Source organism: Paracoccus beibuensis (assembly GCF_026162625.1).
In the GTDB taxonomy this organism is placed as follows: Bacteria; Pseudomonadota; Alphaproteobacteria; order Rhodobacterales; family Rhodobacteraceae; genus Paracoccus; species Paracoccus beibuensis.
Genome location: NZ_JAOTBD010000006.1, coordinates 111,026 through 133,866 on the forward strand (window position 1 = coordinate 111,026; position 22,841 = coordinate 133,866).

Below are 22,841 nucleotides of genomic sequence, written 5' to 3' on the forward strand. Positions count from 1 at the left end.
CATAACGGGCCGCAAAGGTCCATCCACGGGGAGAAGAGACATGAAAACCACCTTGATCCTGAGCACCGCGCTGACGGGGCTGGCCTTCACGGCCACCGCCCAGGAAGTCAACGTCGTGTCCTGGGGCGGCGCCTATGAGCGCAGCCAGGTCGAAGCCTATAACAAGCCCTTCACCGAAGAGACCGGCATCAAGGTCAACATGATCGCCGCCGACGATCCCGCCACGCCGCTGAACGCGCAGGTCGAGGCCGGCAACGTCACCGGCGACGTCTTCGACATCGAGGTCTCAAGCGCGATCCGCCTGTGCGACGAGGGCGCGCTGGTCGAGATCGACCACGATTCGCTGCCCGCCGCGCCCGACGGAACCCCCGCGACCGAGGATTTCATCGACGGCGCGCTGCAGGATTGCGCGGTCGCCAACATTTTCTGGGGCACGGTCATCGCCTATAACACCGAAAAATTTGAAAGCGAGGCGCCGACGACCGCTGCCGATTTCTTCGACACCGAGACCTATCCCGGCAAGCGCGGCCTGCCCAAGAACCCCAAGCGGACGCTCTATCTGGCGCTGATCGCGGATGGTGTGGCCGCGGACGAGATCTATGACGTGTTGTCCACCGACGAGGGCGTGGACCGGGCCTTTGCGAAACTGGACACGATCAAGAACGACGTCGTCTGGTGGGAGGCCGGCGCCCAGCCCGTCCAGCTGCTGGCCGATGGAGAGGTCAGCATGACCACCGTCTATAACGGCCGGGTCTTCGACGCGATGGTGGCCGAGAACCAGCCCTTCGAGGTGATCTGGGACGGGCAGTACATGGACATGGACATGTTCGTGATCCCCAAGGACGCCCCGAACCCCGAAGCCGCGATGGAATACCTGAAATTCGCCACCGGCACGCAGCCGCTGGCCGATCAGGCGAAATACATCGCCTATGGTCCGTCGCGCAAATCCTCGGCCGATCTGGTCGGGATGTACGAGGATGGCACGACCGAGATGGCGCCGCACATGCCCACCTCGCCCGAGCATCTGGAGAACGCGGTCATGGACGACCCCGAATTCTGGGCCGACCACGATGCCGAGCTGACCGAGCGCTTCAACAGCTGGCTGGCCTCTTCCTGATCCGAACGCCGCCGCGCCCCGCCGGGGTGCGGCGGCCCTGACTGCCGGGGACGACATGGCGAACGCCGCACTTGATCCACATGCCGCCATCGCGACGACCGCTTCGGGCGTCGAGACGGGCCGGCTGACCACCGCCGACGGCAAACCGCTGGCCCGCGCCCTGGCGCGCAGCCAGCGACGCGCGCGCCGCCGCGCCTTTCTGCTGGTGCTGCCGCTGCTGGCCTTCATCCTGATCACCTTCGTGGTGCCGATCGGCCAGATGCTGCAGCGGTCCTTCTACAACGACGGCTTCTCGGCCAACATGCCAGAGGTGTCGGCCTGGTTCGCCCGGACCGAGCGTGGCACGCCCCCCGACGAGGAGGCCTGGACGGCGCTGGCCGCCGACCTGACCGCAAGCGCCGAGGCGCGCACGATCGGCGTGGTCGGCACCCGCATCAACTATGACCTGTCGGGGTCGCGGTCGCTCTTTACCTCGACCGGGCGCCAGGTCCGCAGGGGGATCGAGCCGCCCTATGACCGCGCCCTGCAGGAGATCGACGAGAAGTGGGCCGACCCGCAGCTGTGGTCCACCATGCGAGAGGCCTCGATACCGGTCACGGCGAACTTTTACCTGGCAGCGGTCGACCGCCAACGCGACGCCGAAGGCAACATCCGACAGGTCGAGGAACGCCAGCAGGTCTACGTGATGCTGTTCGGCCGCACCTTCTGGCTGTCGGCGGTCATCACGGCGCTGACCTTCGTGCTTGGCTTCCCGATCGCGCACCTGCTGGCGACGCTGCCGATGCGCAGATCGAACCTGCTGATGATCCTGGTGCTGCTGCCCTTCTGGACCTCGCTTCTGGTGCGGACGACCAGCTGGATGGTGCTGCTGCAGCAGCAGGGGGTCGTGAACGACATCCTGGTCTGGCTGGGGATCATCGGCGGCGGGCAGCGGCTGCAGATGATCTATAACCAGACCGGCACGATCATCGCCATGACGCATATCCTGCTGCCGTTCATGATCCTGCCGCTGTATTCGGTGATGCGGACGATCAACCCGTCCTATGTCCGGGCCGCCCGCAGCCTGGGCGCGACCAGCTGGACGGCCTTCCGCCGCATCTATTTCCCGCAGACGCTGCCGGGGCTGGGGGCGGGGGCGATGCTGGTCTTCATCCTGGCCGTCGGCTACTACATCACGCCCGCGCTGGTCGGGGGGGCGTCGGGGCAACTGATTTCCAATATGATCGCGATGCACATGACCGACACGCTGAACTGGTCGATGGCCGCGGCGTTGGCGGCGATCCTGCTGGCGGCGGTTCTGGTGCTTTACTGGCTCTATGACCGGCTGGTCGGCGTCGACAACCTGAAACTGGGGTAATCCATGGCCGTTCCGACCTATGCAAGCCCGCTGGAGCGTGCCTGGCACTATGCCTACCTGGCGATCTGCGCGGCGATCTTCTTCTTCCTGATCGCGCCGATCATCGTGATCATCCCGCTGTCCTTCAACGTCGAGCCCTACTTCACCTTCACCGACAAGATGCTGTCGCTGGACGCCGACGGCTACAGCCTGCGCTGGTACCGCAGCCTGCTGACATTCGGGATGCAGAACCCGGATGCGACGGGAGCGGCCTTCTGGTCGGATGCCTGGGCCAATGCGAAATGGGTGAATGCGGCCAAGAACTCGATCATCATCGGGGTGTTCTCGACCATCGTCGCGACGGGGCTGGGCACGCTGGCAGCCCTTGGCCTGTCGCGCCCCGAGATGCCGTTCCGCCGCGCGATCATGGCGATCCTGATCTCTCCGATGATCGTGCCGCTGATCATCACGGCGACGGGGATGTTCTTCTTCTATTCGAACCCGTGCGAATTGCTGACCATGTTCGGGCTGTCGCCGGAATGCGGACGGCTGGCGGGCACCTATCTGGGCGTGATCCTGGCCCATGCCACGCTTGGCATCCCTTTCGTCATCATCACGGTGACGGCGACGCTGGTCGGGTTCGATCAGTCGCTGAACCGCGCGGCGGCCAGCCTTGGGGCGAACCCCCGCACGACCTTCTTCCGGGTGACGATGCCGCTGATCCTGCCCGGCGTGATCTCGGGTGCGCTCTTTGCCTTTGTCACCTCGTTCGACGAGGTGGTGGCGGTGCTGTTCATCGCCGGTCCCGACCAGCAGACGATCCCGCGGCAGATGTGGAACGGCATCCGCGAACAGATCAGCCCCGCGATCCTGGCGGTGGCGACGCTGCTGGTGGTGTTCTCGATCCTGCTGCTGACCACGGTCGAGCTGCTGCGCCGCCGGTCCGAGCGTATCCGCGGCGTCACCCCCCGATGACCCCCGAGGAGCTTGAGGACGCGGCCGCTCGGCCCCGTCCCGGACCCTGGCCAGGTGCCGGCCGGGCCGAGCGCGCCCATGGCCGGCGGCTGGCCGCGATCCACGACATGTACCGCGCCGAACTGGCGGCCGTGGCCGGACTCATGCAGTCCATCGAACAGGGCGACGCTGCGCCCCAGACGCTGGCACCGGCGGTGGCAGGGACGGATCTGGCGCGGAACGTCCGCCAGTTCGGGACAGCCTGCGGGCGCGACTGCGCCTTGCTGATGAACCACCACGACATCGAGGAGACGTGGATGTTCCCGCCGCTGGAAGAGCGGGGCGGGGACCTGCTCGCCCCGGTCATGGCGCGGCTGCGGGCCGAGCATCGGGTGATCCACGACCTGATCGAGGAGCTGCATGCGGCTGCGGAGAACTTGGTGTCCCAACCGCGCCAGAAGGCGTTCGCAGATTGCGCCGCCCGTTTCGCCGCGCTGGACCGTGCGGTCAGGTCGCATTTCGGCTATGAGGAAACGGTTCTGGAAGAACCCCTTGGCGCGCTGCGCGTGCCAATCTGAGCCCTCAGGGCAGCAGCGACAGCCACATCCAGGTCGTCAGCGTCGACAGTCCCGTCGCAACCAGAACGCTGGAGGCCGCAACGCGCCGCGCCGCGCCATAGATGTTGGCGAAGAGGTACGCATTCACGCCGGGCGCCATTGCCGCCGTGACAACGGCAGAGCGTGTGCCGGCAACGTCGAGATCCAGCACGGCGGCCGTGCCGAAGGTGATTGCCGGATGCAGGATCAGGCTGGCCGCGCAGCACATGGCGATGGTCGCCATGTCGCCTTCCGGTCGGTAACGGTGCAGGATGCCGCCCAGTCCGAACAGCGCGGCGGGCAGGGCGGCGCGGGCGATCATGTCGACCGCGTCCCAGAACCCCTGCGGCATGACCAGCCCGGCCTGCATCAGCAGGTTCATGGCCAGCCCGGCCATGATGCCGATCACCAGTGACGTGCGCAACACGCCGCTGAGCGCGCGCAGCGCGACGCGTCCTGCAGACAGGCCAGAACCCCGGGCTCGCGTGAACTCCATAACCGTAATCCCGAAGGTATAAAGCATGGGCGAATGCATCGCGAGGATCGCCCAGTTGCCGCCCAGAGCGTCGGGGCCGTAAGCCCTTTCGGTGATGGGGATGCCCAGCAGCAGGCTGTTCGAGAACAGGCAGACGAAGCCGATGGCGACACTGTCAACGCCCGACCGCCGGAACAGGAGCAATGCGCCTGCCGATCCGGCTGCGAAGCTGGCGAAGGCGCCGGCATAGAAGGGGATCAGCAGCTGGGGGCGGAACTCGGACCCCAGGTCCAGCCGTGCCATCGATGCAAAGAGCAGCGTCGGGACCGCGAAGTTCTGGGCGAAGCTCATCAGGCCGTCCACGGCACCGGTCGTGAACCAGCCGCGCCAAGTGACGAGATAGCCGAAGCCGACCACCAGAAAGACCGGCAGGATGATCGTGAAGAGCGCGCTCATATGGCGGCAGGCAGGTCGGGCGTGTCAGCCTCGATCTCGATCTGCAACCCGTCGAAGGCGGGAATCACGTGTTCGGGGGTCTGTGCGGCGACGGTTGCATAGTCCATGTCGATATGCATATTGGTCAGCACGGCGCGGGGGCTGCGGGCGCGGGCGATCCAGTCCAGCGCCAGCGCCAGGTGCGCGTGGCTGGGATGCGGCTGGGGGCGTAGCGCATCGCAGATAAAGACCGGCGCGCCGTCGATCAGCGGCCAGGCGCCATCCGGGATGGCCGATACGTCGGGCAGGTAGACCAGCCCGCCGATGCGAAAGCCCAGTGCGGTAATCTCTCCGTGCTGGACGCGAAATGGTATCAGCGAAATGCGCCCGCCGGGCCCGTCGATATCGATGCGGCCCATGATCGGGTTCATTGCGCAGATCGGCTCGTAGAAGCTGCCCTCGGGCGTCTGGAAGACATAGCCGAAGCGCGTCGTTAGCGCCTCGGCCGTGGGCGCGTCGGCCCAAAGCGGCAGGATGCGGCGAGAGTTGAAGACCACCTGGCGCAGATCGTCGATGCCATGAACATGGTCGGCGTGGGGATGCGTATAGACAACGGCGTCCAGCGTTGCGACGCCGGCATCCAGCAACTGCGGGACGAGGTCCGGGCCGGTGTCGATCAAGACCTGCGTGCGGCCCTCGGGACCGGTGCGTTCGAGCAGCAGAGAGCAGCGGCGGCGCCGGTTCTTCGGCTCGGCCGGATCGCAGGCGCCCCACCGGTCGCCAACGCGCGGCACCCCGCCCGACGATCCGCACCCCAGGATCGTCGCGCGGATCATGCCTTGGCCTTCCAGAACAGGCGGTCGAAGTTTTCGGTCGTTCGCGCCGCGAATTCCGGCAGCGAAAGCCCGAATACCTCGGCGCCCTTGGCGGCCGTGTGGGCGACATAGGCCGGCTCGTTCCTGCGGCCGCGATGCGGCGGCGGCGCAAGGTAGGGGCTGTCGGTTTCCACCAGGATCCGGTCAAGGGGCGCGGCCGCGAAGATGTCGCGCAACTCGGCCGAGCGCGGGAAGGCGGCGATCCCCGACATCGACAGGTAAAAGCCCAGGTCCAGCGCCGCCCGGCCCAGAGCGGCGCCGGAGCTGAAGCAGTGCATCACGCAGTCATAGGCACCGACGCGGTGTTCTTCGGCCAGGATGCGGGCCATATCGTCGTCCGCGTCGCGCGCGTGGATGATCAGCGGCAGGCGGGTGCGGCGGGCGGCCTCGATGTGGATGCGCAGGCTTTCCTGCTGCGCGGCGGCGCTTTCGGCGGTGTAGTGGTAATCGAGGCCAGTCTCGCCGATGCCGACGAACTTCGGATGATCGGCCAGCGCCACCAGCTGATCGACGGTGGCCATGGGTTCGTCCGCGACGCTCATCGGATGGGTGCCGGCGGCAAAGAAGACGCCTTCATGCGCCTCGGCCAATGCGCGGACGGCGGGTTCCTGCCGCAGACGGGTGCAGATCGTGACCATGCGGGTAACGCCTGCGGCGCGGGCACGGGCGATCAGCGCATCGTGTTCACCGTCGAAATCGGGGAAATCGAGATGGCAATGGCTGTCAACCAGCGACAAAGGGGTCGCGTCCTGCATCGTTCAACCTCGGCTTGGTGGGGCAGACGCGGCGGGCGGCAGCTGCGCCAGTTCCAGCACCATATCCATCACCAAGGCCGCAGGGTCAAGGTTGACCGCCCGGCCGGCCCGGGCCCGTGCCGAAAGCCGCGCCTGCGCCTCGGCCCAGGTGCGGGCGGCGTGGTCGTCGGGCGACAGTCGCGCCATCAGCGCGCCTTCGCCCCTGGCGGCCTGTGGCAGGGGCGCGCCCATCAGGCCGGCGCGGGCCATGCGGGTCAGGAAACGGTCGAGGATCGTGATCGTCAGGTCGAAAGGATCGCCGTCCGCGCCCGCGCGGCCCGAAGCGCCTTCGGCAAACTTGGCGACCGCAAGCCGGTCCATCCGGGGCAGCCCGGCGAACAGGTCGACCAGATCCTGATAACGGTCGAGCCCGCCCTGACCGGCCAGCCGCAGCGCCTCGCCGACCGAGCCGTCGGAAAGCGCCGCCAGCGCCTCGGCATCTTCGTCGATGCCCATGCCGGACAGGATGCCGGCCATCTGGCGCGGCTTCAGGGGCGACAGCCGCAAGGTCCGGCACCGGGACCGGATCGTCGGCAGCAGGCGGGCGGGCTGGTGCGCGATCATCAGGATCAGGGCATCCGCCGGCGGTTCCTCCAGCACCTTCAGCAGGGCATTGGCGGCGGCCACGTTCATCTCGTCCGCCGCGTCGATGATGGCGACGCGCCGCCCACCCTCGGCCGAGGAAAGGTGAAAGAAGGACAAAAGCCGCCGTATTTCGTCCACGGTGATCTCGGCGCGCAGGCGGCCGCTCTTGTCGTCCCAGGGGCGGCGGATCAGCTGCAGTCGCGGTTCAGACATGGCGGTGACGCGCCGGGCCTGGGGCGCGTCGGGATTGACTGACAGATTGGCGCTGTCGCTGCCCGCCAGCAACCAGCGCGCGATGGACCACGCCAGAGTCGCCTTGCCGACGCCACGCGGGCCGGTCAGCAGCCACGCATGGTGCAGCCGTCCGCCTTTCGCGGCGTGGGTGAAGGTCGCGATGGCCGCATCCTGCCCAATGACGCGCGGCGTGTGGCGCGGATGCGGTGCGCCCGGAACGCGATCGGGTTCGGGGATATCCTCGACCGCCGTCTTCACAACGCGGCCCTGACGCGGGCGGCGACCTGGTCGGGCGAGCCGCTGCCGTCGATCAGGATGACGCGGTCGGGGTATTCCGCGGCAAGCGCGCGGAAGCCTTCGGCCAGCCGTTCCTGGAACTGCAGGCCCAGGCTTTCGAAGCGGTCCTCGGTCCCGCCGCGGGCGGCACCCCGCGCAAGCCCGGTGGCCGGTTCGACGTCGATGACGAAGGTCCGGTCGGGCTCGACTCCGATCATCAGCGTGTGCAGCCGATCAACCATGGGGCGCAGGTCTCCGCGCGCGGCGCCCTGGTAGACGCGCGTGCTGTCTGCGAAACGGTCGGTGATGACGACGCGGCCCTCGGCGAGGGCGGGGCGGATGCTGCGTTCCAAGTGGTCGCGGCGCGCGGCGGTGAAGAGCAGGCATTCCGTTTCGGGCGACCAGCGTTCGCCCGCGCCCTCGACCAGCAGGCGGCGGATTTCTTCGGCGCCGGGGCTACCGCCGGGCTCTCGGGTCAGCAGGACGTCGCGACCTTCGGCCCTCAGCGCCTCGGCCAGGTACCGGGCTTGTGTCGTCTTGCCGCTGCCGTCGATCCCCTCGAAGCTGATCAGCATCAGCTGCCGGCGGCGCTGATTGCGCGCTGGCCCAGCTGCATCACGGCGCCCTTCATCCGGCCGAGGAACCCCGCTTCGGGGATGTCGACCGTGGCGACCAGCGGTGTCACCGTGTCCGGGGTGCCCGGAATGGCCACGACCAGCTGCCCCAGCCGCTCACCCTGGCGGATCGGCGCGGGGATGGGCGATTCATAGACGACCTCGACCCGGACCTGATCCTTGGCGCCAGCGGGCACCAGCACGTTGACGCCGCTTTCGGTGGTCAGGCCGACGCGACCGGCCGTTCCCAGCCAGACCGGAGCCTCGACCACGTTCTCGCCCGCAGGGACCAGCGTGTTCATGGTGAATTCGCGAAACGCCCAGTTCACCAGCCGCTCGGACTCCTCGGCGCGCGCCCGATCCGACGGCAGGCCCGAAATCACGAAGATCACCCGACGACCGTCCTGCACGGCTGATCCGACCAGACCATAGCCGGCTTCCTCGGTATGGCCCGTTTTCAGTCCGTCCGCCGTCCATTCACCGTTCCCCAGTCGCAGCAGCGGGTTGCGGTTGTTCGCGTTCGACGGAACGCGCCCCTTGTAGGTGAATTCGGTCAGAGCGAAGTTCTTGTAGAGTTCCGGAAATTCACGGATGATGTGCGAGGCCAGAACGCCCAGATCGTGGGTCGACATGCGGTGATCGGGATGCGGCCAACCAGAGGAGTTGGCCAGATGCGTCTGGGTCAACCCGATCTCGGCGGCGCGCTCGTTCATCCGGCGGGCAAAGGCTTCCTCGGTCCCCGCCAGACCCTCGGCCACGACCACGCAGGCGTCGTTGCCCGAGTTGATGATGATGCCCTTGATCAGTTGCTCGACCGTGGGGCGGTCGGCAGGTTCGACGAACATCTTCGACCCGCCCATCTTCCAGGCCTTGGTCGAGACCGGGAACTCGGTCCTCATCGTGACGCGGCCTTCGTGCAGCGCCTCGAACAGCATGTAGAGCGTCATGAGCTTTGACATGGAGGCCGGCGGAATCGGCGTGTCCGAGTTCTTCTCCATCAGCACGGTCCCGGACTGGACGTCGTAAACCCAGGCCGCCGTCGCGTTTGTGTCGAAGGCCCGCGCGGGTGCCGCGATGGCCAGCACGGCCGCAATCCAGATCAGGAAGACGCGCATTTCAAGTCCCTTTGCCCGTTTGCGCAGATGGTTACATCAACGCTGGATGCCCCGCAACGCGCCACGGCCGGTACGCGCAAAAGTTGATCAATAGTCAACCGCCTCGCGCCAGTGCCGCCGGCAAAGCGACACGTATGTCTCGTTCCCGCCGACCTGCACCTGGGCACCCTCGGTAATGGCGCGGCCGGCGCCGTTGCGGCGGATGACCATGGTGGCCTTGCGTCCGCAATGGCAGATGGTGCGCACCTCTCGCAGATCGTCGGCCAGTGCCAGCAAAGCGGCCGACCCCGGAAACAGCTCTCCGCGAAAATCGACGCGCAGGCCATAGCACATCACCGGGATGCGCAGGTCGTCGGCCACCCGCGCCAACTGCCAGACCTGATCCGTCGTCAGGAACTGCGCCTCGTCAACAAAGACACAGGCCGGACGCGGATCGGCTGCGGCGATCGTCCCACGCAGGTCCGTGCGGGTGTCGAAGGTCTGCGCCGCATCGGCGATGCCGATGCGGCTGGCGATCCGGCCAGTGCCCGCGCGGCTGTCAATCGCCGCCGTCAGCAGCAGCGTGTCCATGCCGCGTTCGCGATAGTTGTAGGACGCCTGCAGCAGCAAGGTGCTCTTGCCGGCGTTCATCGTCGAGTAGTTGAAATAAAGCTTGGCCATGACGTCGCCCGATAAATCGGAAGCCACGGTGCGGCAAGCGAAAGCCGCGAAGGGTCTTCCCTCCGCGGCGTCTTCTTCTCCGAGGGTGATCGGACTCAGGCCTGGCGGCTCTTGGGCTGACGCGAGGGCCGGCGCGCCGGCCGCTTGTTCCCGCCGTCCATCGGCTTGCCACGCCCGCGCTGCAGTCCGCCTGCAGGTCCGGCGGCTGCGGCGGCCGCGGCCGAAGGCACGGTGCCGCCGATCACCGGGATCGGCGCCTTCATGGCCTTCTCGATCGCGCGCAGCTCTCCCAGTTCGGCGGGGGCGCAGAAGGCGACGGCACGTCCGTCGCGGCCGGCGCGCGCGGTGCGGCCGATGCGGTGGACATAGTTTTCGGGGACGTTCGGCAGGTCATAGTTGTAGACATGCGCGACCTCGGGGATGTCCAGACCGCGCGCCGCCACGTCGGTGGCGACGAGGACCTTCGTCTCGCCCTTACGGAATGCCTCCAGCGCACGCTCGCGCTGGCCTTGGCTCTTGTTGCCGTGGATTGCGGCGACGGCGAAGCCCCACTTCTCCAGCAGCTTGGCAAGCTTCTCGCAGCCATGCTTGGTGCGGCCAAAGACCATTGCCAGCTCGTTCGTGTGCTTGGACATGTATTCGGCCAGCAGCGCGGCCTTGTCGCCCTGCGTGGTAAAGTGCACGCCCTGCTCGATCTTCTTGGCGGCCTGACCCGGAGGGTTCACGGCGACCTTGACCGGATCGGTCAGGTAGGTGTCCGACAGCTCCTGCATCAGCTTCGGCATCGTGGCCGAGAACATCAGCGTCTGGCGCTCCCTTGGCAGCATCCGCGCGATCTTGCGCAGCGTATGGATGAAGCCGATGTCCAGCATCTGGTCGGCCTCGTCCAGCACCAGATAGGTGGTGGCTTCCAGACTGATGGCGCGACGCTCGATCAGGTCCATCAGGCGGCCCGGGGTGGCGATCAGGACGTCGACGCCGCGCGAAAGGCGCTCGGTCTGGACGTTGATCGAGGCGCCACCGACGACGCGGAAGCTGCGGATGGGCGTGCCTTCGGCATAGGCGTCGATGTTGGCGGCGATCTGCGTGGCCAGTTCGCGCGTCGGCGCCAGGATCAGCGCACGGCAGGTGCGCGGGTCGGGCTTCTTGCCATAGTTGATCAGGCGGGTCAGCATCGGCAGGCCGAAGGCGGCCGTCTTGCCGGTCCCGGTCTGCGCCAGGCCCAGCACGTCGCGGCCATTGACGACGGCGGGGATCCCCTGTTCCTGGATCGGCGTCGGGGTCGTCAGGCCCATGGCGGTGATGTTGGCGTTGATGCGGTGGTCGATGCCCATGTCCGCAAAGGGACCGGTCGGCAGCGGGTCACGCGCCGGCGCGCGGCGGCCGTCATTGGCGGCAAGCGCCTGGGGCGCGGTGCGCGGTGCGGATTTACCGCCACGATTCGGGCGGCGGCGGGTGTTGTTCTGTTCCATGACGTCTTTCGGCCCGGCATCCCCCGTATCGGACGCAAGGGCAGGGGCCGCGCGATGGCGTGGCCAATTGCAGGGGTGCAGGCGTGATACGAGGATGCCTGCTGCCTCCCCGCGTGAATGGGAAACCGGATTGGGTATCGGCGTCGGACGGGCATGGCCCTGTTGCTGCTCACGCGGCAGCGGACGGCGATGGAGTGCAGATGGGCCAACAAGGCCCGAAAGTCAAGCGCGGTCCGCGCTGTCCAGCCAGATCGTCACCGGTCCGTCGTTGACCAGCGCGACCTTCATGTCGGCGCCGAAGCTGCCCGTTTCCACCCGGGTTCCAAGGTCGCGCAGCGCCTGCGCGAAGCGTTCATAGAGGCGGCGGCCATCCTCGGGTGCGGCGGCCGAAGAAAATCCGGGGCGGTTGCCGGTCCGCGTGTCGGCGGCAAGGGTGAACTGGCTGACGACCAGCGCGCTGCCGCCGGTATCCAGCAGCGACCGGTTCATGCGGCCTTCGTCGTCGCGGAAGATCCGCAGCTTGGCCACGCGCGCCGCAAGCCTGTCGGCGGCGGCGTCCTGGTCGCCCTGCATGGCGCAGACCAGGATCAGAAGGCCGGGACCGGTGCGCCCGATGACGTCGCCGTCGACGGTCACCGACGCCTCGCTCACGCGTTGGACCAGCGCCCTCATGGCGCCAGGATGATGCCGGTGACGACCATCATCAGCCCGATGGCCGAACAACCCAGTGCCGCCAGGTTGACGGCCAGGACGCCGCGCATGCGTTCGCGCAGGGCGGCGTCGTCCAGCCCGCGGGCACGTGCCCGGCTGACGGTCCAGATGCACCAGACCAGCGCGGCAAGGCCGATCAGCGTCAGGACGGCGCCCGTCCAGATGATCCAGTCGTAAAGGGTCATCCCCTGCACCTTTCGAAACGGGTCCGGGGGCGTCCTAGCGGTGATTGCGCCTTGCGGCAAGACCGCCTAACACGGCCGCAAAACGCCCAAGGAAGGACGAATCCGATGCCCGACAATCAAGCCTACGGGGTCGCAGCCGATGAGCTGCGCCAGTTCATCGAACAGTTCGAGCAGCTGGAGGCCGAGAAGAAGGACGTCGCCGAGCGCCAGAAGGAGATCATGTCCGAGGCCAAGGCCCGCGGATACGACACCAAGGTGATGAAGAAGATCATCGCCCTGCGCAAGCGCGACCGCGACGACATCGCCGAGGAAGAGGCGATCCTCGACATGTACAAGGCCGCCCTGGGGATGGACTGAGCCGCTAGGGCAGGATGAACTCGACGCCCGGAAGGACCGCGATTTCGGCCACGTCGGCGCGATAGGTCGCGGTCACCTGGTCGACCAGCTCCTGGTCCCAGCCGGGCAGGTCGACCACCTGGTCCAGCGTGCCGGCCAAGGCGTGCGTGGCCAGCACCTTTCCGTAGACTTCTCGGCGTTGTGAGACGGACATCTGGTCGCGGCCCTCGGTCGCATCGCGCAGCCGCGCGATCCCCGGTTCGCCCAGGATGTCGTTCAGATAGACCAGGCTGCCCGTCAGCGGAACATCGGCCGGAAGTGCGCCGACCAAGCGGACCACCTCGGGCCAGATCAGCGCCACGTCCTCGTGGCACCACAGCACGATCCTCCGCCCCTGCGCGGCCCGCACCAGGTTCTGGATCGTCGTTCTCCAGCGCAGCTGCAGCGGATGGCAACCCTGCATCAGGTCATCGTAGCCGCCGCCGCTGAACTGGGGAAGCACCTCGGCCAGAAGCGTCGCGGGGTTGCGCAGCGCCACGAAGAACTCGGTCCTCGCCGAAGGGAGCAGTCGCGACAGGGCCGCCGCGCGCATCCCCATCTGCGGATAGAGGCCCTCGCGGCCCACCGTGCGTCCGGGCGCGCCCATGAAGGTCGGCGTGGACATGACCACGCGCTTGGGATCATCCGAATCCAGGATCGCGTCCAGGATGATCTGCTCCATCTCGGGGGTGGCGGTGCCGCCGTTCAGCGACTTCAGCGCTTCCTCGAACAGGCCGCGATGACGGTTCGGCGTGATCACCTCGGTTCCCGACCGTCGCAGTGTGTTGCGATTCTTCAGCAGCGTCTTCAGCAAACGGTCGCCGTCGGTGCCATGCACCCCCATGTGGAAAACCACCTGCATCTTGTCGTCCCGTCGTCCTGGTCGCTGTCGTGCGGCGCAATCTAGCTGTCTGGCGTGGACAGTCAAATCGCTTTGCCCTAACGCGGTTTCATGACCCGAACGACCGCCAGACGTCGCCACGACCTTGCCCTGCGCCAGAGAGGCGGTCGCGGTTGGTCGGTCGCCGCGATGGCGGTGGCGGCGTTGGTGCTGATGCCGGTCCTGGCGGTCGCCTGGATCGCGCTGAGCCCCACCGACAACATCTGGCCGCACCTGCTGTCGACTGTCATGCCGCGCTATTTCGGCAACACGGTGCTGCTGGCGGCAGGCACCGGCTTGCTTGCGGCGGCGATGGGAGCGGGGTCCGCCTGGCTGGTCAGCATGTACGATTTTCCCGGCCGCGTCCCGCTGCAATGGCTGCTGCTTCTGCCGCTGGCGGTTCCGGCCTATATCGGCGCCTACGCGCTGGCGGATTTCCTGGACTATTCGGGACCGGTGCAGATCGCACTGCGGGGCTGGTTCGGCTGGGAAAGCGCCCGCGACTATTGGTTCCCCCGTATCCGGTCGATCGAGGCGGCCATCGTCGTGCTGGCCTCGGCGCTCTATCCCTATGTCTACCTGCTGACCCGCGCCGCCCTGAACGAACAGTCGGGCAGCGCCTACGAGGTTGCGCGCGCCCTTGGCACCGGGCCATGGGCGCTGTTCCGCCGCGTCGGCCTGCCGCTGGCGCGTCCCGCCATTGTGGCAGGGTCCGCTATCGCCATGATGGAGGCCGTGGCCGATTACGGCGTGGTCAGCTATTTCGGCGTCCAGACGCTGAACACCGGCATCTTCACCACTTGGCTTGAACGTCGCAATGCCGGGGGCGCGGCGCAGATCGCCTGCGTGATCCTGCTGATCGTCGTGCTCCTTGCCCTTTGGGAACGCTTCGGCCGCCGCAATGCCCGCTATCACCAAAGCGCGCGCCAGCCGCGCCCGATCCAGCGCCAGCGCCTGCGCCCGCTTGCAGGGGCGCTGGCGACGCTGGCCTGCGTGCTGCCCTTCGCGCTCGGCTTCCTGCTGCCCGTGGGGGTGATCCTGCGCTATGCGCTGGCCTACCCCGAGGGCTGGTTCACGCCCGGTCTTCTGCAGGCCGCTTGGCATACCGTGACCCTGGGCGGCATGGCGGCGCTGCTGACGGTCGCAATGGCGCTTGTCATGGTCTATGGCACCCGGCTGTCCCGGCGCGCGCTGCCGCGGCTTCTGCTGCCGGTGACTACGGTGGGCTATGCCGCGCCGGGGGCGGTCCTGGCAGTCGGTATCCTGATCCCGCTGGCGGCGCTGGACCACCGGGTGGCCGATGTCTGGCTGGCCCTGACCGGAAACGACCCGGGCCTGATCCTGACCGGCAGCGGGGCGGCCATCGTCCTTGCCTATGTGGTGCGCTTCTTTGCCATCGGGCAGGGTGCCATCGACGGCGCGTTCACCCGCGTCCCGCCGTCACTGCCGATGGCGGCGCGGTCGCTTGGCCGCGACGATGCGGGCGTGCTGCGCGACGTCTTCCTGCCGCTGATGCGCGGCTCGGTGGGCGCGGCGCTGCTGCTGGTCTTCGTGGACTGCGTAAAGGAACTGCCTGCGACCTTGCTGCTGCGCCCCTTCAACTACGAGACGCTGGCCACGCGCACCCACGAACGCGCCAGCATCGAGGATCTGGGCAACGCCGCGCCGGCCGCCTTGCTGGTGATGTCGGTGGGGCTGCTGGCGGTCGCCTTTCTGGCGCGCACCAACCTCGGCGGCGCCACGCGCGACTTGCAGAACGGTGCGGCGCGCGGTAACGGAGCAGGCAGGCCGGCTTAGCTCAGTGGTAGAGCGTCTGATTTGTAATCAGGGGGTCGGGGGTTCAAATCCCTCAGCCGGCACCATCGGGCCTTGCAATACGGCGATCCGCGTCCTAGGTTGGGTTGGCTACGTTATATTCTCTGCATCCTGTCTGCGTCTCGCTTCAGTCTGCTTTGTTAATCTGACTGGGCCAAGCCACTGCATTCCGCGGGTGGTATACAAGACAGGAGATCTCACGATGGCCAACGGCACCGTGAAATGGTTCAACAGCACCAAGGGCTTCGGCTTCATTCAACCGGAAGGCGGCCGTCAGGACGTGTTCCTGCACATCTCGGCTCTCGAGCGCGCTGGCCTGTCGGCTCCGGCTGACGGCCAGAAGGTGACCTACGAGCTGGAGCGCGGCCGCGACGGTCGTGAGTCGGCAACGAACGTCCAGTTCGTCTGATTCGACGCCTTGTGCGACGGTTTGAAAGGGCTGCCTTCGGGCGGCCCTTTTTCATGTCCGCGCTTGAGCATGAACCGGCTTTGGCGTAGCAGGGTGGGATGAAGATCCTGTTTCTTGGCGATGTGATGGGTCGTGCCGGACGGCGCGCGATCACCGAACGACTTGCTGGCCTGAGGGCGCGGCTGAAGGCCGATCTGGTCATCGTGAATGCGGAAAACGCCAGCGGCGGGCGCGGTGCGACGGCGGGGCATGCGCAACTGCTTCTGGAATGCGGGGCGGATGCGCTGACGCTTGGCGACCATGCCTTCGATCAGAAGGACATGATGGCCTTCATCGACCGCGAGCCGCGCATCATCCGTCCGCTGAACTTCGCGAAAGAGGCTCCGGGTCGCGGGGCCACGATTGTCAGCGACGCCCGCGGGCGCAAGGCGCTGATCACGCAGGCGCTTGGACAGGTGTTCATGTCGCGGCCCTATGACGATCCGTTTTCGGCGCTGGACGCGGTGCTGCGCGCGCACCCGCCGGGCGGCATGGTGCAGGCCGTCCTGGTCGACATCCACGCCGAGGCCACCAGCGAGAAGATGGCGATCGGCCATTTCTGCGACGGGCGGGCCAGCCTTGTGGTCGGTACCCACACCCACGTCCCGACCGGCGATGCGCAGGTTCTTCCGCGCGGCACGGCTTACCTTTCGGATGCCGGGATGTGCGGCGACTATGACAGCGTGATCGGCATGGACAAGGCCGAGCCGATGCGCCGCTTCATCACCGGGATGTCGCGCGACCGTTTCACCCCGGCCGAGGGCGAGGCGACGATCTGCGGCGTGCTGGTGCAGACCGACGACCGCACCGGCATGGCCACGGCGGTCGAACCCGTCCGCGATGGCGGCCGCCTGGCGCAGACCCATCCCGCCTGAGGCGGGGCGGCGGCGAAGACTGCTTGCGGCAGATTGCCGTTCCGGCGCAGTATGCGCGCCAAGGGGGTCTTCCCCCGACCAAGATCGAGTGCTGAATGTTCGGATTTGAGTTGACCGGCATGACCGGTGCGGTGATGACCATCTTCATCATCATCGCGATGCTGACGCTTTTCATCCGCGAGACCTACCCACCCGAAGTGACCGCAATCATCGGTGCCGTGACGCTTCTGTCACTGGGGATCCTGGACGTGGACGCGATCGGGGGGGTGCTGTCGAACTCGGCGCCGTGGACCATCGCCTTCATGTTCATCATCGTGGGCGGGCTTGTCCGAACCGGGGCGCTGGATTGGGTCGGCCAGCGCGCGGCCCGGCATGCGGGCGCCCATCCGGCGCTGACGCTGGCATCGGTTTCGATCCTCGTCTGCTGCCTTTCGGCCTTCGTGAACAACACGCCGCTGGTTGTCGTGATGATGCCGATCTTCATGCAGCTGTCGAAGGAGATGGGGAAATCCCCCTCCAAGCTGCTGATCCCGCTGTCCTACCTGTCGATTCTGGGCGGCACGATGACGCTGATCGGAACCTCGACCAACCTCTTGGTCGACGGTGTCGCCCGCGCCTCGGGGATGGAGCATTTCACCATCTTCGAGATCACCTGGATCGGCCTGCCGATGGCCGTCGTGGGCGTCGTCTACCTGCTGCTCTTCGCGCCCCGGCTGCTGCCCGACCGCGATTCGATGTCGCAGCTGCTGTCCGGCCGCAGCAAGATGAAGTTCTTCACCGAGGTCGCGATTCCAGAAGACTCGGCCCTGATCGGCAAGGGCCTGGACGAGGTCGACATTTTCGCCCGCGACAGCGCCCGCGTGATCGACGTCCTGCGCGGCGACGCGTCGCTGCGCCGCGACCTTGCCTCCGTCCGGCTGGAGGAGGGCGACCGTGTGGTCCTGCGGACCCCCATGTCCGAGGTCTTGGGCCTTCAGTCCCACAAGGAACTGCGGATGGTCGACAAGCTGAGTTCCGTCCAGACCTCGACCGTCGAGGTGCTGATCACGCCGGGCTGTCACATGGTCGGGCGGTCGCTCGGCTCGATGCGCCTGCGCCGGCGCTATGGCGTCTATGTCCTGGCCGCGCATCGCAAGAACCAGAACATCGGCCGCCAGCTGGACGATCTTGTCGTGCGGGTCGGCGACACGCTGCTGCTGGAAGGCGCGTCCGCCGACATCCAGCGACTGGCCCGCGACATGGACATGGTCGAGGTGAACGCACCGTCCGACCGTGCCTATCGCCGCAAGCATGCACCCATCGTCGTGGTGACCCTGCTGGGGGTTATCGTCCTGTCGGCCTTCGAGGTCGCGCCGATCCTGCTTTTGTCCTTCATCGGCGTGGCCGTCGTGCTGGGTACCCGCTGCATCGACGCCGACGAGGCATTGTCCTTCGTCGACGGCCGCCTGATGGCGCTGATCTTCGCCATGCTGGCCGTGGGCGCGGGACTGGACAACAGCGGCGCCGTGCAGCTGGTCGTCGACCAGATCTCGCCGTGGATGATGTCGCTGCCGCCCTGGGCGCTGGTGATGGCGGTCTATCTGCTGGCGACCGCGCTGACCGAGACGGTGACGAACAATGCCGTGGCCGTGATCGTGACGCCGGTGGCGATCAGCCTTGGCAACTCGCTTGGTGTCGATCCTCGGCCACTGGTGGTCGCCGTGATGATGGGCGCCTCGGCAAGTTTCGCCACGCCCATCGGGTATCAGACCAACACGCTGGTCTATGGCCCCGGCGGGTATCGCTTCAGCGACTTCATCAAGGTGGGCCTGCCGCTGAACCTGCTGATGGCCGTGGTCGCGTCGTTCCTGATCCCGTTCATCTGGCCGCTTAACGGTTGATTCAGGTTCTTGCCGCAGCTGCAATGCTGCCATGCAGCTTCGGCGGTTGCGATCCGGCTCCGGAACGACGATCTAGTGCGCAGGGGAGGAAACGACTTAGGACGACCAAGGAGTTTCCAAATGGCGACCATCGCAACCATTGACCACAAATCCGCCGGCTTTTCGGCAGCCGCGCTGCTCGCTCCGTTTCGCGCCGTCGGCCGCTTCATGGTGGCGCTTGCCGAAGCCAGCCCGCAGATGCGCGCCCTGAACCGCCTGAGCGCGCTGTCGGATGCCGACCTGGCGGCCCACGGCCTGACCCGCGAAGGCGAGGTCCGCCGCATCCTGGGTGCATCGGCCGCGATCTGATCTGCTTTGCACTGCCTGTGACTGTCGCGGCCCCTGCCAGGGCCGCGTTTTCTTTTTCCGTCTACAGCGGCCAGACGATCAGCAGAATCGGGACCGAAACGGCCATGACGATGAACTCCAGTGGCAGTCCCATCCGCCAGTAGTCGCCGAAGCGATAGTTTCCGGGCCCCAGGATCAGCGTGTTGTTCTGGTGCCCGATGGGGGTCAGGAAGGCGCATGACGCCGCCACCGCCACGCCCATCAGAAAGGCATCTGGCTGGACCTGCAGCGCCTCGGCCAGGCGGATACTGACCGGGGCCGCGATGATCGTGGTGGCGTTGTTGTTCAGCACGTCCGACAGCATCATCGTGGCGGCCATCAGCACCACAAGCGCGGCCCAGGCAGGATAGCCCTGCGTCAACTGCGCCAGGCCCTGCGCGATCAGGGCCGAGCCGCCGGTCTGGTCCAGCGCCAGGCCAAGCGGGATCATCGATCCCAGAAGCACGATGACCGGCCAGTCGACATGCTTGTAGACGTCGTGGACCGAAAGAACGCCGACCAGCGTATAGGCGATGATGACGCAGCCAAGCGCGATCGGCATCGTCGTCACCTCGAACGCCGTCGCAAGCACGGCCAGCACGAAAAGGCCGACGGCCGATTTCATGTGCCGCTCTCGCTGGACAGGCAGGCTGCCGCCGTCCAGACGCAGAAGCCCGGTTGCCTGCATCGTTTCCTCGGTCCGGCTTTCCGGCAGCAGCATCAGCAGCATGTCCCCCGGCTCCAGCACCTGCCGCGGCAGGTTTTGGCGCAAGGCCACGCCCCGCCGGCGCAGCCCCATCAGGACGCCGTCGTGTCGGTTCATGATCCCGAAGGACTGAACAGATCGGCCCGCAAGGTCCGACGCAGCGGGCACCAGGCATTCGATCAGGTGCTGTCCTTCGCTGTCCTTGCGGGCACGGGGTTCACTGCGGCCATCCGGAAACGCGAGATCGCTGGTCGACCGGAACTCGTCCAGGGCGGCGGGGTCGGCGCGCAGGATCAGCACGTCGCCGTCCTCGAGCACCTGTTCGTCCAGCTTGCCCGCAAGCTCTTGCCCGCGGCGGCTGACGCCGACGATGCGGACCGAGGCGCGGGCCGCTTCCTCGCGCGCGTCGGCGATCCGGCGGACGTTCTTCAGGCTGGCCTCGGTCACGACCAGCAGGGCGAAATAGCGCCTCTGGGGCCCGCCGGCATCTGCGCCGCCCTCGGTGCCGTCGCGTTGCGGTATCATCCGCCAGCCGATCAGTGCGATGAACGCAATGCCGGCGACCGCCACGGCACCGCCGACGGGCAGGAAGTCGAACATCCGGTAGGGCTGGCCAAGGACTTCTGCCCGAAAACCCGACACGATCAGGTTGGGCGGCGTTCCGATCAGCGTCAGCATCCCGCCAAGGATGGTGGCGAAGGCCAGCGGCATCAGCGTCAGCCCTGGCGCGCGCCCCGTCTTGCGCGCGGTCTGGATGTCCACCGGCATCAGCATTGCCAGGGCCGCGATATTGTTCATGAAGCCCGACAGCAAACCACCCACCGCGCCGAACAGGCCGATATGGGTGCTCGTCCCGCGCGACTTGGTCGCGATGCCCCGTGTCAGGCGCGACACGGCGCCGGACCGCGACAGTCCCGCCGTCGCGATCAGCACCAGCGCGACGATCACGGTCGTTGGGTTGCCGAAGCCGTAGAACGCCTGCTCCTTCGGAACAATGCCCATCAGCACCGCCGCCATCAGGCCCGCGAAGGCCACAAGGTCATATCGCCACCGGCCCCAGAGCATCAGAACGATCATCGTGCCCAGAAGGCCGAACAGCAGCATTTGCGGTGTTGTCATCATGTCCCTGTTCGCGGCACCTTGCCGCGTCTTTTCCAGAACGCAGCACGTCCGCTCAGGGTTCGTCTTGCGATGGGGGCGGTTGGTGGACTAAAAGCGCGCGATACCTTTACCGGAACTGCGAAGGACGACCGGACATGGCAGGTCATTCCAAATGGGCCAACATCCAGCATCGCAAGGGCAGGCAGGACGCCGCCCGGTCGAAGCTGTTTTCCAAGCTTGCGAAAGAGATCACCGTCGCGGCCAAGATGGGCGACCCCGATCCCGAAAAGAACCCGCGCCTGCGACTGGCTGTCAAGGAGGCCAAGGCCAAGTCGGTTCCGAAGGACGTGATCGACCGCGCCATCAAGAAGTCGCTCGGCGGCGATGCGGAAACTTACGAGGAAATCCGCTACGAAGGCTACGGCCCGAACGGGATCGCCCTTGTGGTCGAGGCGATGACTGACAACCGCAACCGCACTGCGTCGAACGTGCGCAGCTGTTTTACCAAGTCGGGCGGCGACATGGGCCAAACGGGGTCGGTCAGCTTCATGTTCGACCGCGTCGGTGAAATCATGTACGCGCTGTCGGCGGGCGACGCCGACACGGTCATGCTGGCCGCCATCGAAGCCGGCGCCAACGACGTCGAGACGGATGACGAGGGTCACTGGATCTATTGCGCGGACACGGACCTGAACGAGGTCTCGACCGCACTGGAGGCGACCTTGGGCGAATCCGAGACGGCGAAGCTGATCTGGAAGCCGCAGGCGCCGACCGAGATCACCGACCTGGAAACGGCACAGAAGCTGATGAAGCTGATCGACACGCTCGAGGACGACGACGATGTCCAGAACGTGACCGGCAACTTCGACCTGACCGAGGAAGTCGCCACAAGCCTCTGATCCCTTTCGGGATCATGGTTTCAGCGGGGTCCGTGCCCTTTAGGATGAACTGCGACAGGGCTGCAACATCCTGCAGCCCTTTTGCTGTCTGACAGCTGTCACGTGACGCGACGACTTGCCCTGTCGCCGGAAACACGTCACTTGCAGATCATGCAGTTCGAGTCACAGACACGGCGGGATCTGGTCGGCATCGGGTGGATGTTGGCCACGGGCTTCTGCTTCGTGGCCGTCAACACCGTCGTGCGGGCTTTGGATGGCGCCGTCCCGGCGGGCCAGGCGGCTTTCATCCGGTTCCTGTTCGGGCTTGCCTTCCTGCTTCCGATCACTTGGCCCGCGCTGCGGCATGGGTTCCCCCTACCGGTCTGGAGGCTGTTCGCGCTGCGCGGTGCCCTTCACGTCGTGGCCGTGGTTGCCTGGTTCTATGCCATGTCGCGCATCACCATTGCCGAGGTGACGGCCATAGGCTTCCTCAACCCGATCATCGTCACCATCGGGGCAGCGCTCTTCATGGGAGAGCGGCTGGCGGCGCGACGGATCGCGGCTGTCTGCGTCGCGCTGGTCGGCGCGTTCATCGTCCTGCGGCCGGGTTTGCGGCCTCTGGACCCGGGCCACCTGTCGCAGGTTCTGGCGGCGGTGGCTTTTGGGGCGTCCTACCTGGTCGCCAAGCGGCTGTCGGGACAGGCGCCCGCGACGGTCGTCGTTGCGATGATGTCGCTGATGGTCTCGGTCGGCCTTGCGCCGCTGGCGTGGGCGCAATGGGTGACGCCGACGACCGGGCAGGTGGCTGCTCTGGCGCTGGTCGCGGTGTTTGCAACCGCCGGCCACTACACGATGACGCGCGCCTTCGCGGCCGCACCCCTGACGGTCACGCAGCCGGTTACCTTCCTGCAGCTGGTCTGGGCCAGCCTCGTCGGCGTCCTGGTGTTCCACGAGCCGCTGGACGGCTGGGTCATGACCGGCGGTGCGCTGATGATCGGGGCGATCAGCTATATCACCTGGCGCGAGGCTCGCCTGCGGGCACGGACGCAGACACCGCCGGTCAACGCGGCCAAGCTCTGAAGC

24 protein-coding genes and 1 tRNA gene are annotated in these 22,841 nt (G+C 66.8%); 13 read left to right on the top strand and 12 right to left on the bottom strand.

What is annotated here, in order from left to right:
- Positions 1–40 precede the first annotated feature (40 nt).
- From OC159_RS06420 to OC159_RS06435, 4 genes are read left to right on the top strand one after another with little or no spacing between them, the layout of a single operon-like run.
- Positions 41–1,117: an ABC transporter substrate-binding protein gene (locus OC159_RS06420; RefSeq protein WP_265500333.1), complete on the top strand. Its 1,077-nt coding sequence runs from the start codon at positions 41–43 to the stop codon at positions 1,115–1,117.
- A gap of 55 nt (positions 1,118–1,172) precedes the next feature.
- Positions 1,173–2,474, top strand: coding sequence for an ABC transporter permease (locus OC159_RS06425; protein ID WP_265500334.1), 1,302 nt, complete (start codon positions 1,173–1,175; stop codon positions 2,472–2,474).
- Between the two features lie 3 nt (positions 2,475–2,477).
- Positions 2,478–3,428 (top strand): ABC transporter permease, encoded by a 951-nt coding sequence (locus tag OC159_RS06430; protein WP_265500335.1) that lies wholly within the window; start codon positions 2,478–2,480, stop codon positions 3,426–3,428.
- Positions 3,425–3,985, top strand: coding sequence for a hemerythrin domain-containing protein (locus OC159_RS06435; RefSeq protein WP_265500336.1), 561 nt, complete (start codon positions 3,425–3,427; stop codon positions 3,983–3,985). The genes OC159_RS06430 and OC159_RS06435 overlap by 4 nt, the downstream gene beginning before the upstream one ends.
- Positions 3,986–3,989: 4 nt before the next feature.
- On the opposite strand, the gene OC159_RS06440 is transcribed toward OC159_RS06435, so the two are convergent.
- From OC159_RS06440 to OC159_RS06485, 10 genes are all read right to left on the bottom strand, one after another.
- Complete coding sequence (locus OC159_RS06440; RefSeq protein WP_265500337.1) at positions 3,990–4,934, bottom strand: AEC family transporter; 945 nt, start codon at positions 4,932–4,934, stop codon at positions 3,990–3,992.
- Positions 4,931–5,749 (bottom strand): MBL fold metallo-hydrolase, encoded by an 819-nt coding sequence (locus tag OC159_RS06445; RefSeq protein WP_265500338.1) that lies wholly within the window; start codon positions 5,747–5,749, stop codon positions 4,931–4,933. Before OC159_RS06445 ends, OC159_RS06440 begins: the two co-directional genes overlap by 4 nt.
- Entirely contained in the window at positions 5,746–6,543 is a 798-nt protein-coding gene (locus OC159_RS06450) for a TatD family hydrolase (protein WP_265500339.1), read from the bottom strand. Before OC159_RS06450 ends, OC159_RS06445 begins: the two co-directional genes overlap by 4 nt.
- 3 nt (positions 6,544–6,546) lie before the next feature.
- On the bottom strand, positions 6,547–7,659 hold the full coding sequence (locus tag OC159_RS06455) for a DNA polymerase III subunit delta' (protein ID WP_265500340.1): 1,113 nt from the start codon (positions 7,657–7,659) through the stop codon (positions 6,547–6,549).
- The gene (gene tmk, locus OC159_RS06460) at positions 7,656–8,252 is read right to left on the bottom strand and encodes a dTMP kinase (protein WP_265500341.1); all 597 of its coding nucleotides are present in this window, start codon (positions 8,250–8,252) and stop codon (positions 7,656–7,658) included. Before tmk ends, OC159_RS06455 begins: the two co-directional genes overlap by 4 nt.
- Complete coding sequence (locus tag OC159_RS06465) at positions 8,252–9,406, bottom strand: D-alanyl-D-alanine carboxypeptidase family protein (protein ID WP_265500342.1); 1,155 nt, start codon at positions 9,404–9,406, stop codon at positions 8,252–8,254. Before OC159_RS06465 ends, tmk begins: the two co-directional genes overlap by 1 nt.
- 87 nt (positions 9,407–9,493) lie before the next feature.
- On the bottom strand, positions 9,494–10,066 hold the full coding sequence (locus OC159_RS06470; protein ID WP_265500343.1) for a thymidine kinase: 573 nt from the start codon (positions 10,064–10,066) through the stop codon (positions 9,494–9,496).
- Between the two features lie 95 nt (positions 10,067–10,161).
- The gene (locus OC159_RS06475; RefSeq protein WP_407674060.1) at positions 10,162–11,538 is read right to left on the bottom strand and encodes a DEAD/DEAH box helicase; all 1,377 of its coding nucleotides are present in this window, start codon (positions 11,536–11,538) and stop codon (positions 10,162–10,164) included.
- Positions 11,539–11,760: 222 nt separating this feature from the next.
- Positions 11,761–12,210, bottom strand: coding sequence for a D-aminoacyl-tRNA deacylase (gene dtd / locus OC159_RS06480; RefSeq protein ID WP_265500344.1), 450 nt, complete (start codon positions 12,208–12,210; stop codon positions 11,761–11,763).
- A complete protein-coding gene (locus tag OC159_RS06485; protein ID WP_265500345.1) occupies positions 12,207–12,434 on the bottom strand; it encodes a hypothetical protein in 228 nt (75 codons plus the stop codon). Before OC159_RS06485 ends, dtd begins: the two co-directional genes overlap by 4 nt.
- A 105-nt stretch (positions 12,435–12,539) precedes the next feature.
- Here OC159_RS06485 and OC159_RS06490 point away from each other — a divergent pair, with 105 nt between their 5' ends.
- Positions 12,540–12,791 carry a DUF2312 domain-containing protein gene (locus OC159_RS06490; RefSeq protein WP_265500346.1) on the top strand — a complete coding sequence of 84 codons (252 nt, stop codon included), beginning with the start codon at positions 12,540–12,542 and terminating at the stop codon, positions 12,789–12,791.
- Positions 12,792–12,795: 4 nt separating this feature from the next.
- On the opposite strand, the gene OC159_RS06495 is transcribed toward OC159_RS06490, so the two are convergent.
- On the bottom strand, positions 12,796–13,671 hold the full coding sequence (locus OC159_RS06495) for a hypothetical protein (protein WP_265500347.1): 876 nt from the start codon (positions 13,669–13,671) through the stop codon (positions 12,796–12,798).
- A gap of 90 nt (positions 13,672–13,761) precedes the next feature.
- Here OC159_RS06495 and OC159_RS06500 point away from each other — a divergent pair, with 90 nt between their 5' ends.
- The 6 genes from OC159_RS06500 (at position 13,762) to OC159_RS06525 (ending at position 19,055) form a co-directional block, all read left to right on the top strand.
- Positions 13,762–15,486: an ABC transporter permease gene (locus OC159_RS06500; RefSeq protein ID WP_265500348.1), complete on the top strand. Its 1,725-nt coding sequence runs from the start codon at positions 13,762–13,764 to the stop codon at positions 15,484–15,486.
- A tRNA-Thr gene (locus tag OC159_RS06505) sits at positions 15,477–15,551 on the top strand. The genes OC159_RS06500 and OC159_RS06505 overlap by 10 nt, the downstream gene beginning before the upstream one ends.
- 155 nt (positions 15,552–15,706) lie before the next feature.
- Positions 15,707–15,913, top strand: a complete 207-nt coding sequence (locus OC159_RS06510) for a cold-shock protein (RefSeq protein WP_119887522.1) — start codon at positions 15,707–15,709, stop codon at positions 15,911–15,913.
- A 98-nt stretch (positions 15,914–16,011) separates the two neighbouring features.
- Positions 16,012–16,827, top strand: a complete 816-nt coding sequence (locus tag OC159_RS06515) for a TIGR00282 family metallophosphoesterase (RefSeq protein WP_265500349.1) — start codon at positions 16,012–16,014, stop codon at positions 16,825–16,827.
- 95 nt (positions 16,828–16,922) lie between these two features.
- Positions 16,923–18,707: an SLC13 family permease gene (locus OC159_RS06520; protein WP_265500350.1), complete on the top strand. Its 1,785-nt coding sequence runs from the start codon at positions 16,923–16,925 to the stop codon at positions 18,705–18,707.
- Positions 18,708–18,827: 120 nt separating this feature from the next.
- On the top strand, positions 18,828–19,055 hold the full coding sequence (locus OC159_RS06525) for a hypothetical protein (RefSeq protein WP_265500351.1): 228 nt from the start codon (positions 18,828–18,830) through the stop codon (positions 19,053–19,055).
- A 61-nt stretch (positions 19,056–19,116) separates the two neighbouring features.
- Here OC159_RS06525 and OC159_RS06530 read toward each other — a convergent pair whose 3' ends face one another.
- Positions 19,117–20,898, bottom strand: a complete 1,782-nt coding sequence (locus tag OC159_RS06530) for an SLC13 family permease (protein WP_265500374.1) — start codon at positions 20,896–20,898, stop codon at positions 19,117–19,119.
- Positions 20,899–21,035: 137 nt separating this feature from the next.
- Here OC159_RS06530 and OC159_RS06535 point away from each other — a divergent pair, with 137 nt between their 5' ends.
- Positions 21,036–21,779 carry a YebC/PmpR family DNA-binding transcriptional regulator gene (locus OC159_RS06535; RefSeq protein WP_265500352.1) on the top strand — a complete coding sequence of 248 codons (744 nt, stop codon included), beginning with the start codon at positions 21,036–21,038 and terminating at the stop codon, positions 21,777–21,779.
- 150 nt (positions 21,780–21,929) lie between these two features.
- Positions 21,930–22,838 carry a DMT family transporter gene (locus tag OC159_RS06540; RefSeq protein WP_265500353.1) on the top strand — a complete coding sequence of 303 codons (909 nt, stop codon included), beginning with the start codon at positions 21,930–21,932 and terminating at the stop codon, positions 22,836–22,838.
- Positions 22,839–22,841: the final 3 nt, after the last annotated feature.

Excerpts from the sequence above, each read along its gene's own strand:
- OC159_RS06535 (WP_265500352.1), top strand. The coding sequence starts at position 21,036 with ATGGCAGGTCATTCCAAATGGGCCAACATCCAGCATCGCAAGGGCAGG.
- OC159_RS06475 (WP_407674060.1), bottom strand. The coding sequence starts at position 11,538 with ATGGAACAGAACAACACCCGCCGCCGCCCGAATCGTGGCGGTAAATCC.
- OC159_RS06500 (WP_265500348.1), top strand. The coding sequence starts at position 13,762 with ATGACCCGAACGACCGCCAGACGTCGCCACGACCTTGCCCTGCGCCAG.
- dtd (WP_265500344.1), bottom strand. The coding sequence starts at position 12,210 with ATGAGGGCGCTGGTCCAACGCGTGAGCGAGGCGTCGGTGACCGTCGAC.
- OC159_RS06450 (WP_265500339.1), bottom strand. The coding sequence starts at position 6,543 with ATGCAGGACGCGACCCCTTTGTCGCTGGTTGACAGCCATTGCCATCTC.
- OC159_RS06470 (WP_265500343.1), bottom strand. The coding sequence starts at position 10,066 with ATGGCCAAGCTTTATTTCAACTACTCGACGATGAACGCCGGCAAGAGC.
- OC159_RS06495 (WP_265500347.1), bottom strand. The coding sequence starts at position 13,671 with ATGCAGGTGGTTTTCCACATGGGGGTGCATGGCACCGACGGCGACCGT.
- OC159_RS06430 (WP_265500335.1), top strand. The coding sequence starts at position 2,478 with ATGGCCGTTCCGACCTATGCAAGCCCGCTGGAGCGTGCCTGGCACTAT.
- OC159_RS06490 (WP_265500346.1), top strand. The coding sequence starts at position 12,540 with ATGCCCGACAATCAAGCCTACGGGGTCGCAGCCGATGAGCTGCGCCAG.
- OC159_RS06520 (WP_265500350.1), top strand. The coding sequence starts at position 16,923 with ATGTTCGGATTTGAGTTGACCGGCATGACCGGTGCGGTGATGACCATC.
- OC159_RS06445 (WP_265500338.1), bottom strand. The coding sequence starts at position 5,749 with ATGATCCGCGCGACGATCCTGGGGTGCGGATCGTCGGGCGGGGTGCCG.
- OC159_RS06465 (WP_265500342.1), bottom strand. The coding sequence starts at position 9,406 with ATGCGCGTCTTCCTGATCTGGATTGCGGCCGTGCTGGCCATCGCGGCA.
- OC159_RS06440 (WP_265500337.1), bottom strand. The coding sequence starts at position 4,934 with ATGAGCGCGCTCTTCACGATCATCCTGCCGGTCTTTCTGGTGGTCGGC.
- OC159_RS06435 (WP_265500336.1), top strand. The coding sequence starts at position 3,425 with ATGACCCCCGAGGAGCTTGAGGACGCGGCCGCTCGGCCCCGTCCCGGA.
- OC159_RS06425 (WP_265500334.1), top strand. The coding sequence starts at position 1,173 with ATGGCGAACGCCGCACTTGATCCACATGCCGCCATCGCGACGACCGCT.
- OC159_RS06485 (WP_265500345.1), bottom strand. The coding sequence starts at position 12,434 with ATGACCCTTTACGACTGGATCATCTGGACGGGCGCCGTCCTGACGCTG.
- OC159_RS06510 (WP_119887522.1), top strand. The coding sequence starts at position 15,707 with ATGGCCAACGGCACCGTGAAATGGTTCAACAGCACCAAGGGCTTCGGC.
- OC159_RS06420 (WP_265500333.1), top strand. The coding sequence starts at position 41 with ATGAAAACCACCTTGATCCTGAGCACCGCGCTGACGGGGCTGGCCTTC.
- OC159_RS06540 (WP_265500353.1), top strand. The coding sequence starts at position 21,930 with ATGCAGTTCGAGTCACAGACACGGCGGGATCTGGTCGGCATCGGGTGG.
- OC159_RS06515 (WP_265500349.1), top strand. The coding sequence starts at position 16,012 with ATGAAGATCCTGTTTCTTGGCGATGTGATGGGTCGTGCCGGACGGCGC.
- OC159_RS06530 (WP_265500374.1), bottom strand. The coding sequence starts at position 20,898 with ATGACAACACCGCAAATGCTGCTGTTCGGCCTTCTGGGCACGATGATC.
- OC159_RS06525 (WP_265500351.1), top strand. The coding sequence starts at position 18,828 with ATGGCGACCATCGCAACCATTGACCACAAATCCGCCGGCTTTTCGGCA.
- tmk (WP_265500341.1), bottom strand. The coding sequence starts at position 8,252 with ATGCTGATCAGCTTCGAGGGGATCGACGGCAGCGGCAAGACGACACAA.